Annotated in this window: 17 protein-coding genes and 1 riboswitch; of the genes, 1 reads left to right on the forward strand and 16 read right to left on the reverse strand. The window is 32.9% G+C overall.

Going from position 1 to position 15,641, the window contains the following annotated elements; translation table 11 throughout:
* Nucleotides 1-284 precede the first annotated feature (284 nt).
* From grdD to RWN11_RS00740, 8 genes are read right to left on the reverse strand one after another with little or no spacing between them, the layout of a single operon-like run.
* On the reverse strand, nucleotides 285-1,427 hold the full coding sequence (gene grdD / locus RWN11_RS00705; protein WP_314159878.1) for a glycine/sarcosine/betaine reductase complex component C subunit alpha: 1,143 nt from the start codon (nucleotides 1,425-1,427) through the stop codon (nucleotides 285-287).
* A 10-nt stretch (nucleotides 1,428-1,437) separates the two neighbouring features.
* Nucleotides 1,438-2,961 (reverse strand): glycine/sarcosine/betaine reductase complex component C subunit beta, encoded by a 1,524-nt coding sequence (gene grdC / locus RWN11_RS00710; protein WP_314159879.1) that lies wholly within the window; start codon nucleotides 2,959-2,961, stop codon nucleotides 1,438-1,440.
* A gap of 53 nt (nucleotides 2,962-3,014) precedes the next feature.
* Nucleotides 3,015-4,322 (reverse strand): glycine reductase complex selenoprotein B, encoded by a 1,308-nt coding sequence (gene grdB / locus RWN11_RS00715; RefSeq protein ID WP_314159880.1) that lies wholly within the window; start codon nucleotides 4,320-4,322, stop codon nucleotides 3,015-3,017.
* Nucleotides 4,323-4,359: 37 nt separating this feature from the next.
* On the reverse strand, nucleotides 4,360-4,821 hold the full coding sequence (gene grdA / locus RWN11_RS00720) for a glycine/sarcosine/betaine reductase complex selenoprotein A (RefSeq protein WP_314159881.1): 462 nt from the start codon (nucleotides 4,819-4,821) through the stop codon (nucleotides 4,360-4,362).
* Between the two features lie 53 nt (nucleotides 4,822-4,874).
* Complete coding sequence (locus tag RWN11_RS00725; RefSeq protein WP_314159882.1) at nucleotides 4,875-6,161, reverse strand: glycine/sarcosine/betaine reductase component B subunit; 1,287 nt, start codon at nucleotides 6,159-6,161, stop codon at nucleotides 4,875-4,877.
* Nucleotides 6,162-6,192: 31 nt separating this feature from the next.
* Nucleotides 6,193-6,510, reverse strand: coding sequence for a thioredoxin TrxA (locus RWN11_RS00730; protein ID WP_003144580.1), 318 nt, complete (start codon nucleotides 6,508-6,510; stop codon nucleotides 6,193-6,195).
* Nucleotides 6,511-6,542: 32 nt separating this feature from the next.
* Nucleotides 6,543-7,487 (reverse strand): FAD-dependent oxidoreductase, encoded by a 945-nt coding sequence (locus RWN11_RS00735; protein WP_314159883.1) that lies wholly within the window; start codon nucleotides 7,485-7,487, stop codon nucleotides 6,543-6,545.
* Between the two features lie 24 nt (nucleotides 7,488-7,511).
* Entirely contained in the window at nucleotides 7,512-7,880 is a 369-nt protein-coding gene (locus RWN11_RS00740; RefSeq protein WP_314159884.1) for a GrdX family protein, read from the reverse strand.
* Between the two features lie 75 nt (nucleotides 7,881-7,955).
* A riboswitch (glycine riboswitch) is annotated at nucleotides 7,956-8,052 on the reverse strand.
* 393 nt (nucleotides 8,053-8,445) lie between these two features.
* Between RWN11_RS00740 and rarD the strand changes: the two genes are divergently transcribed.
* Nucleotides 8,446-9,363 (forward strand): EamA family transporter RarD, encoded by a 918-nt coding sequence (gene rarD / locus RWN11_RS00745; RefSeq protein ID WP_314159885.1) that lies wholly within the window; start codon nucleotides 8,446-8,448, stop codon nucleotides 9,361-9,363.
* 44 nt (nucleotides 9,364-9,407) lie between these two features.
* Here rarD and RWN11_RS00750 read toward each other — a convergent pair whose 3' ends face one another.
* From RWN11_RS00750 to RWN11_RS00785, 8 genes are all read right to left on the reverse strand, one after another.
* Entirely contained in the window at nucleotides 9,408-9,878 is a 471-nt protein-coding gene (locus tag RWN11_RS00750; RefSeq protein WP_314159886.1) for an NUDIX domain-containing protein, read from the reverse strand.
* Nucleotides 9,879-10,088: 210 nt separating this feature from the next.
* Nucleotides 10,089-10,964, reverse strand: a complete 876-nt coding sequence (gene galU, locus RWN11_RS00755; RefSeq protein ID WP_060914668.1) for a UTP--glucose-1-phosphate uridylyltransferase GalU — start codon at nucleotides 10,962-10,964, stop codon at nucleotides 10,089-10,091.
* Nucleotides 10,965-11,219: 255 nt separating this feature from the next.
* A complete protein-coding gene (locus tag RWN11_RS00760; protein ID WP_314159887.1) occupies nucleotides 11,220-12,557 on the reverse strand; it encodes a trypsin-like peptidase domain-containing protein in 1,338 nt (445 codons plus the stop codon).
* Nucleotides 12,558-12,694: 137 nt separating this feature from the next.
* Nucleotides 12,695-13,111, reverse strand: coding sequence for a hypothetical protein (locus tag RWN11_RS00765; protein WP_314159888.1), 417 nt, complete (start codon nucleotides 13,109-13,111; stop codon nucleotides 12,695-12,697).
* Between the two features lie 169 nt (nucleotides 13,112-13,280).
* Complete coding sequence (locus RWN11_RS00770) at nucleotides 13,281-13,814, reverse strand: hypothetical protein (RefSeq protein WP_314159889.1); 534 nt, start codon at nucleotides 13,812-13,814, stop codon at nucleotides 13,281-13,283.
* Nucleotides 13,815-13,840: 26 nt separating this feature from the next.
* Nucleotides 13,841-14,542, reverse strand: coding sequence for a peptidoglycan editing factor PgeF (gene pgeF, locus RWN11_RS00775; RefSeq protein WP_314159890.1), 702 nt, complete (start codon nucleotides 14,540-14,542; stop codon nucleotides 13,841-13,843).
* A 178-nt stretch (nucleotides 14,543-14,720) separates the two neighbouring features.
* A complete protein-coding gene (locus tag RWN11_RS00780) occupies nucleotides 14,721-14,945 on the reverse strand; it encodes a KH domain-containing protein (RefSeq protein ID WP_314159891.1) in 225 nt (74 codons plus the stop codon).
* Nucleotides 14,946-14,955: 10 nt separating this feature from the next.
* Nucleotides 14,956-15,641: class I tRNA ligase family protein (locus RWN11_RS00785; protein ID WP_314159892.1), on the reverse strand; the 686-nt coding region annotated here is incomplete at its 5' end.

Raw genomic sequence — 15,641 nt, forward strand, 5'->3', positions numbered from 1 at the left:
TTCGTTAGAACTTATTAATTCTAACAATTTTTCTCCATTTCAAAATCTTCCAATTTTATATTATACAGTGCGAAGTTAATTTAATCAAATTACTCTATTATCAAAAATTCTTAAAAAATTAATATAACACTATTGCTTATATACCCCATTTATTTCATACCTCTTCAGAAATTAAAAACACCCTCTTTACTGGAAATTATTTCATCCAATAAAAAGGGTATTTATTAATTGTTTAAACCTTACGGCTTTTCCTTCTCTAAGAAACCAATCTGCCTATCTTTAGATTATGAAATAAGCCCTTCATTTTTAAGAATTTCTTCTGCTGAATCTTTCTTATCAGGATTTACTAAAACTATCGGTCCAGTACATCCCATTCCACTCTCAGCATATATTCCATTTTTCCAAAGTAGTTTAGTTGCATCTTCAAGATCTAGAATATCTATACCTGAAATTTGTGCAGTAACTACTTCTTTATCTGGCATTTTTACCTCTTCAGTAGTTGCTGAGCCTTCTTTTTTAATTTTCAATTTAGAAATGAATTCATCAAGTTTAGCTTTATTAGCTTTTTCAAATTCTTGTCTTGCTATTTCGTTTACTTTACCTTTGGCTACTTCATAAGCGTATTTCAATGCATTGGCAACAACAGGTGAACCAGATGCTCTTGATAAGATTAAAATTCTTCTATCGTAATCTTCTCCTACACCAGGTCCATATCCAAATCCACTAGCTTCATAATCCCCACCAGTAGTGAACGCTGAGAATACTTTCATGAATAAGTTACCAGTTAATGAATCAACAACCATAACATCAGGAGTTCCCATAAGTAAATCATTACCTCTCATTACAGAACCACCATCCGCTCTTTGAGATGTTGCAAATTCAAATTCATAACCATTCTCTTTAAGGTCTAATAAAATTTTTTCAACTTGTCTAGCACCTTCAACATTCGCTATACCAACAGTAGGATTAGATTTTCCAAGCGATTTAGCAGTTGCAATACCGTAAAGTGTATTTCTTACCATTGCTTCAACTCTGTTAGTAGCTGAAGTCCCTGTTGTTGTTGCAAGAAGCATTTCATTACCTCTTCCAGGTGTAACAACTCTACCAACTGTTGATACACCGATAGGGAAATTATAATGCATAGTTACACAAGAAGCTATTTCACCTTTATCTAATAGGTCTTCCATAATTTTGTGAGCTTCATCTTCATCTTTAGCTTCATACGATTCAAAGTCCTCATGTCCCTTACCTATTAAAACTATGTCGAATACAGGATTTTTAGCTAATATTGCACCGTTAAGTAAGTTCTCAAAGCCATGTTCACTTCCTAAAGTTGTTAAACCAACTTTTAATTTTTTACCAAAGTTACCAGTTTCAATGGCATTAGCTACTTCTAGCAATACTTCTGATATAACTTGTTTACTCATAGTATCACCCCTATTCTTCTAACATTTCTTGGGAAATTTTTCTCATTGATTCTGCAATAATTTTTCTTATTTCATCTTTAGAAATTCCTGCAGATTCTCCTTCTACATTACCGCTGTTTCTTTCAACTACAATAGATACTCCATCAAATAAGTTTGTCATTCTTCCTAAGAATAGACTACCTTTACCTACGATCATAGCACGGTTTTTATCACCTTTTGTTAAGTCATCAATTAAGAATCCTACATAAGGTACTCCTGAAGGAATGTGTCCTTGTGTTGGAGCCCAACCAGGTAAACCTTTAGCTTCGATAAATGTTTTAAGTTCTTTTTTCTCAATATCTCCACGCATTGCAGCTAATGCCGCAATCATTTTGTAGTTAGCTTCTGGAACGTTACCTGCTCCAGCAGCTTTTGTGATGTCTGGGTTTTGCATCTCTACAGAGAATACATCAACATCTGTAATTTTCAATTTAGCTTTATCTAATGGATCAGCTACTAAAGCTCCCATTACAGCTTGTGGTGAAGATCCTGTTCCTACATTGTGTTTTCCGACCATATCAGTTCTAATGATTGGATTTACTCCATCATTTTCACTAATAAGAACAGCAAATCCACCTAGAACATCTTCTAGAACTGGAAGACCTTTTTTAACGTGGTCTTTACCATTCATACCTAATTTAGCACTTGCTCCACCAGCAACTACTAATACATTTTTGTATACTCCAGCTTTTACTAAAGATGAAGCACTGATTAATGCGTGAGTTGGTGCAGCACAGAAACCTCTTAAGTCAGATCCAGTAGCGTTAACTAAACCTACAACTTCTGCAATTGCTTTAGCGAAGTTACCACCACCACGCTGGTTAATATCCCCACAAGCTTCTTCAGAACATTCTACAACATAGTCAATATCAGCTGGGTTTACACCAGAATTACGTAATAATTCTAATGCAGCAACAACTCCAGAAGCTTTAACTACTAGATTTTCGAATATAACGTGAGCATTTAAGTTCACATCAACATCGTGAGCTTTTTTAACATAACCAACTACTTTTCCTTCATGAACTAAATCTTCGAATGATTCTTCATTATCACTTAAGTCAGATCCTTCTAATTTTTCGAATAAAGGAGCTAGCTCTTTGAAGTTTTCCTCTATTTTAGGACGAACAGCGGCTACAAACTCTTCTGATAGTTTAACTAAGTCAAAAGCATCACAAAGTTTCATTAATGCTAAAAACTCATCTTGTGGGACAATTTGTCCAAATTTACCGTGTCGTTCACCTTTTTCATCTTTAATATCATACCAAGGCATTGGATATGTATTTAATTGTTCAGGTGTTTTATTACCAATATACACTTGGTTAGGTAAATAGTTAACCACTTCTTCATATGTACGAATATGGTTATTTACTTCTTTTAAAAACTCTGAATCTGGATTCGTAACTCTTTCTACAGAAGCAGTCGATCCATTTCTTACTATCATATCTGGTGTATGAACAAGAATGTATCCTGCTCCCTTAAATACTGGATAATTCATAGCTATATCGTGCTGAGGGTATAAACATACCCTCAGCTCCCCTTTCTTTTTTATTATTCGAATACTGTTTGTCCGTCAACTTCTACAGTTAAAGCATGTAATGCTTTTTCTACAAGTCCACGTCTTAATTTTTTCTCTTCATCCGCATCTAGTTTTGGATTTGCTAATGGATGAGGAATTGCTATAGTAGGCACAATTCTATTAGCTCCTACTGTTAGAGAAATCGGTACTACTGTACACATGTGAACCACAGGTATACCCGCTCTCTCAATTTCTTTTACCATCGTTGCACCGCAACGAGTACAAGTTCCTCAAGTAGAAGTTAAGATTACAGCATCTACTCCATCGGCTACTAATTTTTGTGCATATTCTTTAGCGAATCCTACAGCACTAGCTACGGCAGTACCGTTACCTACTGTAGTATAGAATTTTTCATGTAAGCTTCCTACTTTACCTTCTTTAACAAATTCTCTCATTACGTCTACAGGTAATACACGGTCAGCATCTTCGTTAGCGTATACTGGGTCGTATCCACCGTGAGCTGTTTCGTGAGTTGCATCAGTTAAATCAGTAAATCCTTCTAATGAATATTCACCATATTTAGATGCAGAAGATGATTCGATGTGATCTGGATTTCCTTTTGGAACGATACCACCAGAAGTAACTAAAGCGATTTTAGCTTTACTTAAATCTTTAACAGCTGGATTTGGCTCAACTCTGTCAAAGTTAGGCATTGGATATTCTGTTTCGAATTCTTCACCTTTAATTTTCTTAACAAGCATTTCAACAGCACGTTCTGATCCACGTTTGTCACTGAAGAAGTTAACACGGATTCCTCTTTCATGGTATCCTTCTTCTTTTGGAGAAAGGATTTCTTCACCTTTAGCTAATTTTGCTGCAAATTTAGCTAATTTTGGTAAAGCTTTTCTCATACCAGCTGCACTGTCAGCTGTTTCAAGAATATAAACTTCTTTTCTAAACATGTCTGTTCCTGGGTTTTCTACATACATTGCTGTTACAGCTGGAATTCCTAATTCGTCTTGAACAGCTTTAGTAATTGTACCAGCTGCTACCCCGTAACGCCCTGCATTGAATGCTGGACCAGCGATAAATAATTGTGGTTCGCATCCTTTAATCATTTCTAAAAGTTCTGGTTGAACTTTTTCTAAGTTTTCGTTGAAGTAACTATCACCACAAACTACTGCAGCTACTACTTCAAATTCTTCTCCCAATTGCCCTTGTAACTGAACACTAATCGGTGGTAATTCAGTTCTTAATTCCGGTGCAATGTGGGCTTGTTCTTCTCCACCTACTCCAGCGAAGAATTGGTTTATATAATGTACTACTCTTATTTTAGACATTTTTATTTCCCCCTATAACTATTATTTAGATTTTTAATTACTCTCCACGAACATCTTTCATTTCGCTTGCGATTTCATCAATATCTAATACCATTTCCATCATTCCAACTTGATCTTCATAGATAGCTTCATCTATTTGAGATTTAATTTCTTCTTCTACAACGTGATATACAGCAAGATTTAATGCTACACCTGCAAGTGGTCCTGCAAATGTTGGGTCACCTGCTGTTACTGTTTCAGCTGCTAGACCAGCAGCTTCGGCTTCAGATGCACCTAGTAAAACCACAACGTTTTCGTTACCGTATTTTTCGGCAGCTTCTTTAACACGTTTTTGGTTTTCTAAGTCCATAGCCCCTGCAGCTGTTCAGACAAAACATTCAGTAGATGAGAATACTACTTCTAATCCTTCGATTGGTTTTACACACTCTTCAATAGCTAATCCTGGGATACCATCACGGTCACCAATGATAACTACTTTTTTATTAATAAGACTTACCATTATCTTATTTCCTCCTTGTTAAAATCTATAACATTTATTTTTATTTTGCTTAATTAGAAAGTTTTAGTACTTAAGTAACCGAAACCTGTTTCGTTAGTAGCACCTGTAATAGCTTGAATTTCAACTTCGATAGTTCCATCTTCTCTTAATGAGTCTTGGTTACCACCAGCAATTACATTTACTACATCAATGTGTCCGATAACTTTATCTAATTTTGGTAATACAACCACTTGGTTAGCATTTCCTCCAGTTACTACAGCGTCAGCAGCTACGTCAGCATCAGCTAAACTTTGGCTGGCTCCGTCACGCCCTGCATATTCATCAGTTACGATAACTGTTTTAACTTTTTCAGCTTCAATTTTTTTACAGTTCATAATTAAGTCAGTATCTGGGTTACCAAATCCTTCTTGAGATACGATTACAGCATCTAAGTTTAAGTAACGGCAAAGTTTTGCAGTCCAGTTAGATGAACGTTCTTTATCCATTAAATAAACATTTTCATTAGTGATGATTACACCTAAGAAGTTAATTTCTTTACCATGTTTTTTGTATAAATCTTCAATAACACCATTGTTTAAGTGCACATATGTTGGGTTTTTATCACATGCTGATACACAGTTACCACTTACAATTGCACCATCCATGATTTCTGTTGGATATAGAATAGTTGGTACGATTTGTTTAGCATCAACACCATATACATAAGTATCGTGTAATAAACCTTGAGTTTGAAGCATGTATACATAACCTACTTTTGGTAGATCTGGATATTCAGCAATTTGTTCTAATAAAGGTTTAGTTTCAAACACTTCTACTTCTTCTGGTTCTAATGAACGAGCTAATTCTGCAATGTAACGAGCAGCTTTGAATCCGATGTAACGAACTGCTTTTTCGTGTTCGTGTTGTTTAACTCCTTCTTTAGGTTCAGCAATAACGATTAAGTTATTTGTTTTAGAGAATGGAGTGTAGTCAGCTCCAACTCCAGTCATATCGATGATACCTTCTTGGAATCCTACGATTTTACCAGTAGTTACTACAGCCATACCTTTAAGTGCGATTGTACGACCTTCACCTACTGTATCAACTTTTGAAAGGATACCTGGGAAAATTCCTCCACGACCTTCAACTTTAACACGAGGTTCAATTACATCCTTAACAGGTGTAATACGAACACTCTCACCTGGACGAGCAATTTCTAAATCAACAGATTCAATTGCATCATCCTCGAAAACAGCTTTTACAAGCTCTTCTTTATTTACATATAATACGTTTGCCTCGATTTTTGATTCTGCAGCAAATTGTATATCTTTAATATGGATCTTTCCTAATTCAAGACGCATACCTAATACCTCCCCATTGAGTTTATTTTTTTTATAAATATTTGTTAATCATAGCTTCTATATTTGGAACAGTAGCATCATCTTTAGTTACTTCTTCGACTTTGCTTCCGTCTTTATATATGGCTATTGTTGGTAACCCTAAAACTTTTTGTTTGATTGCAAGTCTTCTTGCTTTTGTTGTATCTAGAGCAGCAAACTTAAGTTTGTCTCCGTATTTGTCTGCTAATTCATGTACACTTGGCATAAGTGCTTTACATGGTTCGCATCCTTGGCTCCAGAAGTCTACTAACACGTATCCTTCGGCTTCCAATACTTCACTCTCAAAGTTTTCTTTGTTTAGTTCTAACATTGTCTTTATCTCCTTTTTTATTTTTTAAAATTTTATTCAAATTTTTCAGCAATATATTTTTCTGCAGTGATTGCTGCTACAGCACCATCACATACAGCTGTAACTACTTGACGAATTTCTTTTTGACGACAGTCACCAGCTACATATACACCTTCAACACTTGTTTTAGTGTCTTCTCCAGCTTTAACATAACCACCTTCAGTTAGTTCAACTTTACCTTCAAATAGTTTAGTTTGAGGAACATATCCGATGAAGAAGAATAATCCCATAGTTCCATCTTCTTCGTCAGCTTCTACCACATACTCTTCACCTGTAGCTACATTTTTCAATTTAATAGCTTCTAAAATTCCATCACCAATTGCTTCAAGAACAACTGTTTCAGTTCTAATTTCGATTTGTGGGTGATTTCTTGCTTTTTCAGCTGTAATTCTTTCACAGTGAATATCTTCTTCGAAGTGGATAATTGTTACTTTACGAGCAAATTTAGTTAAGAATAGAGCTTCTTCTACAGCACTATTTCCCCCACCAACTACGTATACTTCAAGACCATCGAAGAAGTCCCCATCACAAGTAGCACAATAAGAAATACCCTTACTTTCTAATTCTCTAACCCCTGGAATATCTAATTTTCTTGGAGATGCTCCAGTTGCAATTACTACTGCTTTAGCTGTGTAATCACCACTTGTACAAGTAACTACTTTTTCGTCCCCTTCAAGATTAACATCTAGTACTTCTTCTTGTTTGAACTCTGTACCAAAATTTCTAGCTTGTTCTGCCATTCTCGCTGTTAAACGTGGTCCAGTTGGATCTTCAATCGCACCAGGATAGTTTTCAATCATATGAGTGATTGCTGCTTGTCCTCCATTTTTCGATTTTTCTAGAACCAAAACGTTTAATTTAGCACGTGAAGCATATAACGCAGCTGATAAACCTGCAGGTCCAGAACCAATAATAATTACATCATAATGTCTACTCATAATTATTCTCCTTTATTTATTTTTTTATAAAATTCTTTTTATCGCATTTAATAGTAAATCGTGATCGATAACACTGAAATCGTCTTTTACTCTATCAGTCCACTGAGGAACTTCTTTGTTATTTCTAAATTTTTCAAAAGTTCCTACCGCTTCAGAAATCAAATTAATAGAAGCAACATCTAATTCAGTATTTTTTCTAATAACTACTGATCTGTAAATTGTTTCATTTGGTTTAACACTTCCATATAGAGGGTGTGTTACAACTTCCCAATTTTCATGAACGTAGTCTCTAACTTTTTTTAATATATCTAAGTATTCAACTTCATGGTATTCTACTTCGATATCTCTAAAATTTTCTTTCAAAAATCTTGGATTGTTTGTTATCAATTTCATAGCATCCCACCTAAAATAAAAACAACACAAAGAAAGCTTAGTTAGCTCTCTCTCTGTTGACTTGCTTCAGAGTTCTGTCCTAGTACAGTCTTTTTACCTGAGAATTTCACTAACATTCGCTAAATGTTAACTTGTCCCTTCGGTGTCCATTGTCCTCTCCCATACTAATCATACAGTTATCTTTTTCATACCCTTATTTTATACTATTTCTCAAACAAATGGAACCCCTTTTTTATTGAGTGGATACGTTTTAAAAAAATATATTAGTATATGTTTTTTCTGAAATTAGTATTGAATCCCCTTCAAAAGTGTTATATAACTATTTTTAAACTTAAACCACGAAAATATTTTTGTTTTTTCTAGATTATAGTTTTATAAATTAAGATAGCACCCTTCTTTGAAAATTCTATTGCAAAGCTTTTGAAAATAATGAAAATTACTCATCTATAAAAAAATATTAGATTTTTTTCGATTATTTTTTATGCGTAGCTATCTATTTTCATTGAAATATACAATATTTTTCGTTATACTTATCATACATTCACTTAAGATAAGGAGATACAATATGAATAATACTCAAAAAAGTTTACTATCTATCCTCGTATGTTATTTTTCATGGGGATTATTCCCTATATATTTTAAATTATTAAAAGAAATAGGTGCATATGAAGTTCTTGCAATGAGGATTATATGTTCTTTTGTTTTTATGATTATCGTAGTCACAATTGCAAAAAATAAAAAATCTATCTTCAATGAAATAACAACTCTCTGGAAAGATAAGAAAAGTGTCTTACTATTAGTACTAGCTTCATTTTTAATAACATTAAACTGGCTTACATATATAATTGCGGTAAACACTAACCACGTACTAGAGGCAAGTTTTGGATATTACTTAAATCCAATTGTTACAATTATACTAGCGGTAGTATTTCTAAAAGAGAAATTAACACGTACACAAACAATAGCGTGTCTATGTGTTGGAGGTTCTTTGATTTACCTATTTATTTCACTCGGATCTCTTCCATGGATTTCTATATTACTAGCACTAAGTTTTGGGCTTTATAGCTTATGTAAGAAAAAAATTGTTCTTAGTCCAAAAGCAAGCTTACTTATTGAAACAGCTATAGTTTCTCCTATCGCACTTATTTACATGGGATATCTTTCATCGAATAACTCAATTACATTCTATTCTTTTGGAACAGATACATTAATATACTTATTATTATCTGGTGTAATTACTGCAGTTCCACTAATGTTATTTGCTAAAGGAGCTACAGCAATTCCACTATACATTTTAGGTATTCTCCAATACTTACCACCTACAATGCAATTCTTCATAGGAATCTTTGTATACGGAGAAGTATTAAGCATTCAGAAACTAATATCATTCTCAATAATTTGGGTAGCCGTAGCAGTATTCTGTTATTCTGCAGTTATATCAATGAAAAAACAAAACTTAATCAATGCAAGTCATAATAAATAATAAAGAAAAGAACTTATCCATATTTTTTCATGGATAAGTTCTTTTTATAATATTTCCCAATTTTTATATACTACTTTTTCTAATGCACCTTTATCATTGCTTAATTCCTGTTTGAATTTCAAAATCAATGGCGAGGAATTATTTATATCTAATTCTTCAAAGTCAATCCAATATATTCCACTAGAATCATTTAGTTCATCTTCCAACTTTTCTGAAATCGTATCTTGCTGTTCGAGATTAATATCAACGTTATAAAATACCATAATATGATGTACTGTACGATTAGATTCTTCTACAAAAACATCATAGGCTCTGCAATTCCCATAACCTTTTATCTGACATCCCGTTTCTTCTTGAAATTCTCGAACTAAAGTTTCTGTGAGTCCCTCACTTTCTTTTTGACTACCTCCAGGTAAGTCAAATCTATTTTTATAAGGACCTCTTACCTTTTTTATACATAAAAGTTTATTATCTTTGATGCAAATCCCATAAACTCCAATGTAATTAATAATCATAATATACCTTCCTCAATTCTTCAAAAAGGGGCTGACCCAAAAGTCCTAAATTTTAACAAAGTGTATATGAGAACTCATAGACGCAGTGGTTTATTGACATCTAAATTCGCTTTATAAAAGCTTTTTAGATATCTAATAAACTTTGCGGGGGTGACTCGACAAAATCGATTTCTCTAAAATCACGATTTTTGAGTCACTCCCGCTTTAATCTTATTCTAATTCTGCTAATTTAGCTTTTAAGTATGGCACTAAATCATCTTTTAAGTCAGACTTAAGTGCGAAGTCGATAGTAGTTTTAACAAATCCAATTGTTTCCCCTACATCGTAACGTTTACCTTGGAAGTCATATGCATAAACATTTTCTTCTTCGTTTAACATTTGGATAGCATCAGTTAATTGAACTTCTCCACCAACACCTACTTGTTTTTTAGCTAAGTGTTTGAAAATCCCTGGGTTAAGAACATATCTTCCCATAATCGCTTGATTAGATGGCGCTGTTCCTGGAGCTGGTTTTTCAACAAACGTTTCAACTTCATATAAATGACCATCTTGTCCTTTAGGAGCAATAACTCCGTATCTATGTGTTTGGTCTTCCGGAACTGTTTGAACCCCAATTACAGAACATCCTGTTTCTTCTGCTTTATCAATAAGTTGTTTGATTGCAGGGTATTCGTCATTAATTACAACGTCATCACCTAGTAATACTGCAAATGGCTCATCCCCAATAAAACTACGCGCAGTTAAGATTGCATCCCCTAATCCTGCCATTTCTTTTTGACGTACGTAGTGAATATTAGCAAGCTGCGTTGGATACTTAACTTTCTCTAACATTGCTAACTTGCCTTTATTCTCTAATTCAACTTCTAATTCAACATTTCTATCAAAGTGATCCTCAATAGCTCTTTTTTGCTTACCAGTTACAATAATTATATCTTCGATTCCAGCTTTTACCGCTTCTTCTACAATATATTGGATAGTAGGAGTATCGATAATAGGTAACATCTCTTTCGGTAATGCTTTAGTCGCAGGAAGGAAACGTGTACCATATCCTGCAGCCGGAATAATCGCTTTTCTTACTTTTTTCATGTTTTCACCTATATTCTTTTCTAAAAATTTTACAAATTAATAATAACACATTTTTTTTATTTTGACAACTTATTCTAGTAATTTTCAAACTACATAAATAACATTTCTAATTTCGTACTTTAATTTATCCCCAATTAAAAAAATTGATATTATAATTTTTTAGAACTTTCATTATTATTCTCTTGCTGTGTTTCGAACATTTTTCAAACATCAAAAAAGACTTAGAACGGAGCATCCATCCTAAGTCTCAATATCCTATCTTGTATTTATTGCTTGAACAACTACATTTGTTGTATTTTCTTTACCATTTCTATAGTAAGTTACTTTTACAGTATCTCCAATTTTTGATTTCTCAAATAAGTATTTTCTAACTGCAGCAACGTCTTTTACTTCTTCACCATTTAATTTTGTAATGATATCATATTTCTCTAAACCTGCTTGAGCTGCTGGTGTACCATTCTCAACATAACGAATTACTACACCTTGTTTACCTCCATAATTCAATTGAGATTTGACTGTATCACTATCAACAGTGTTCACAGATACTAGTTGCACACCTAGCGCAGGTCTAATCACTCTACCTGATTGTTCTAATTGTTCAGTAATAAGTTTCACTTCATTTGAAGGTATACCGAATCCAATTCCCTCAGCACTTACATTAGATGTTGCCTTAGCAATTTTAGACTCGTTAATACCGATAAGTTTACCTTCACTGTTGATTAATGCACCACCACTATTACCTGGGTTAATAGCCGCATCTGTTTGGATTACAGTTTGGTTCCAGTCATTTTTACCGTCACCATCAACATCCATAGGAATTTGTCTATTTACAGCCGATACAATTCCTTTTGTAACAGTATTAGATAAGTTAACATCTAAAGGTGATCCGATAGCGAATGCTGTTTCACCAACTGCAATTTTATCACTATCAGCAAAATCCATCGTTGTAGTTACATTATCTCCACTAATTTTTAATACCGCAAGGTCTGTCCAAACATCAGTCCCGACAACTTCCGCATTTACATTAGTCCCATCACTTAAGATAACAGATAACTTCTTAGCACCATTAACAACGTGGTTATTAGTTACAACATATGCTGTATTCCCTACTTTTTTGTAGATCACTCCACTACCACTAGAAGCTGCTTTTAAATCACCAGAATCATTACCAGATCTACTAGAACCTCCTAAGATTGACTCTAGGTTATTAGATGTGCTGCTTTGGTAGTTCACGATTGAAACTACTGCATCTTTTGCTTTTGAAATTGCGTTTACCGTAATTTGTTCATTATCTTTGTCTTCTTTTGTCGCTGTTACCGAAGAATTTAGAGCCCTACCTGTTCCCATTACCGCTTGTGCTCCAAAAACACTAGTAGCTCCAAGAGCAAACGCTGCAAAAACAGTTAGGAATAATTTCCCATAGTTATTTTTCTGCTGAACAGGTACTTGCCCATTGTTCATCTCTTGATAATTTTCATAATTGTTGTATCGAGAATTTTCTACACTATCATAATTTTGATAATTATTTTGTTCATTGTAATTTCCTTGATTGTTAAATTCTCTATTATTTTGGTTGTTATTTCTATTTTCCATAAGAATCCTCCTTTTAAACCTCATTTTTATTATTTTAAGGTTAAGATTATTTTACTTATATTTTTATAATATCAGTAGCAACTTAAACGAAGTTTAAAGAAAAGTTTAAATGTACTTAATATTTCTTTTTATATACATTACTTCTCTTTCTTATGATTTAAAGTCATGTATTGTAAAAATCTAAATGTATTAAATAAACCACAAAACATTATTAAATAGTAATAAATAAAGACCTTATCCGCATTATAATTTATAATGAAATATATTGAAAAGATTATAAATACTATATTCAATATAAAACTAAATAAAAATCTTCTAGCTCTTATAAATAATACTAACTGAATAACTAAAATAACAATAAAACAAGCTATTATTACTTTTATATTTGTATCAGTAAAGTATTTTGGGAATTTATAAATATTTCTGTATAATATATGTCTTATCATCCCCATCTTTCTTTCAGAAAAATAATACCATCCAGAAATCATTATCAATAGTAAAATTTCTAATAACATAAATAGAAAATATAATTTTCTATGTTTTATCTTACTCATTTTTTACCTTCCTATATTAAATTCTGTTTATTATTCTATATATAAATTATATGAAAAAAATAAGAAGGATGCAACATTTGTAACCTAATGAAACCTAAATAAAAAAACTCAAACGTAATTAATTCATGCTTGTATTCAAACATGACAAAATTACGCTTGATGTTTATCTTTATACTAATACTATATATTTTTTACAGATATCCGCGAAGAATCCTTGAACATCGCCTGCTTTAAGCATATCCTCTTGTTCTTGATCCACAATATAGTTCTCGCTAGCTTCCATAACCGCAAGAAGTCGTTTGAAAGTATCAGCAAATAGTGCTTCATCTTCATTTAGTAAATAGTTGAAGTTTTGTTCAGCAAAAAATGGAACGAAAACCTCTCTAAATGCACCTTGACGTATTCTACCAATAAGTTTTTCACCACTTGCTGCAACAAATAAATCACCTTGTTTTTCAACAAATTCTTTCGCTTTTATGTGACTAGAAAAAATTTGGAACCCTTCAGCTTCTTTATACTCTCTAAAAACTGGAATTTTAAGTCCTTGTTCTTCGTAAAGTGTTTTATCGATTATCACAAAAACTTCTTCTAAATCCCAGAATTCTTTCGCTATATAATAAAATGCTACACGCCATCTACTATCACTTCTTGGCAATCTTTTAAATGTAGCTACTTGCTCAACTAATTTAATATCTTTTTCCAATATAATTTCCTCTATTCTATGTGAATTTAATCTAATTGAATTATCGTTCCTATACGTTTTGAAGTAGCATTGTCCAGCCTATATGAGAAAAATTTATCATTATCTCTCACCGTACAAAAATCAATAATTTTAATGTTATCTTCTAGTATACCACATTTTTTCAATAATTCTTTATTCAATTTCCATAAATCTAAATAATATTTACCATCAACTTCTTTATAATAACCTTGTACTTCTAATGCAGCGAATTTCTCAATAAGATCATAAGAAACTTCGTAGTTATCCACGCTAACCGATGGACCTATAATAGTCTTAATATCCTCTACTTTACAGCCGTAGTTAGCTACCATGATATTTACCATTTCCCCGGCAATATTCCCATATGTCCCACGCCAACCTGCATGAGCTAAGGCAACAACACCTTGCTGTTTATCATAGAAAACTACAGGTACACAATCTGCAGTAAAAATCAATAACGGTGTCGCCTGTAAACTTGTAATTAAACCATCCGCTTCCTTCCCGTTTTCTGTAAAATCGTCTCCCGATTCAACGATACGAACATCTGCCCCATGAACTTGAGTATTATAAACTATATTTTCATGATTAAATCCATACTTAGCAGAGAAATTTTTCATATCTTCACTATTCTTCGCATCAACATTCCTATTAGTAAATGCTATTTTTACATTATTATCATTAATTAAATATCCATCAACTATTTCTCGCATAATAGCCTCCTAAATTAACACTAATAATATTATACACAAAATTAACGATTATGTCTCATTTCTCTACTCTCTAGAAAATCATCTATCCCAAAATTTTCTATGTCTATGATTTTTAAATTATCAAAAATAGGAATCTGAAAATATCTACCTTTCAGACTCCTATTAAACATTTACCTTATTATTCTACTAAATCTAAATAAACTTTTTTACTAAATGTTGTTGAATTTAATACAGTACGGATTGCGTTAATTACTGTACCCTTCTTCCCTATAATACGCCCACAATCGTCTGGGTGTACCGTTAAAATGTAATGTTCACGTGCATTTTTAACGAATTTTTCGATTTTGATTTCATCTTTATGCTCAACAATTTCGCTAACAATACTATAAATTAATTCTTCCATGTCTCTCTCCTTATTTAGCTACGATATTAACTAATCTTCCAGGAACAACAATCACCTTCATAACTTGTTTTCCTTCGATTAATTCTTTTACTTCTTCATTAGCTAGAACAATTTGTTCTAATTCAGCAGGTGTTAAGTCTTTCTTAACATCTAATTTAGCTTTAACTTTACCCATAAGTTGAACTACGATTTCTACAGTATCACTTACAAGTTTGCTTTCATCAAATGTCGGCCATGGTACATAAGAGATTGACTCAGTATTACCATAAACTTCCCACATTTCTTCGGCTAAGTGAGGTGCAAATGGTGCAAGAAGTTGGATAAATCCTAACGCATATTTACGAGGGATATATTCAGCTTTATAACAATCATTTACGAATACCATAAGTTGTGAAATAGCTGTGTTAAATCCAAGAATTTCGATATCTTCTGATACTTTCTTAACTGTGAAGTTATAGCTTACTTCTAATTCTGCATTATCTTTATCTTGAACTTTATCATTTACTTTACCAGTTTCTTCATCTACGAATAGACGGTATACTCTATCTAAGAAACGACGAGAGCCATCAAGTCCATTTTCACTCCATGCGATAGAAGCATCTAATGGTCCCATGAACATTTCATAAACACGTAATGTATCGGCACCGTGAGATACGATAATATCATCAGGGTTAACAACATTACCTTTAGATTTAG

The sequence above is a fragment of the uncultured Gemella sp. genome, from assembly GCF_963519265.1.
Classification (GTDB): domain Bacteria; phylum Bacillota; class Bacilli; order Staphylococcales; family Gemellaceae; genus Gemella.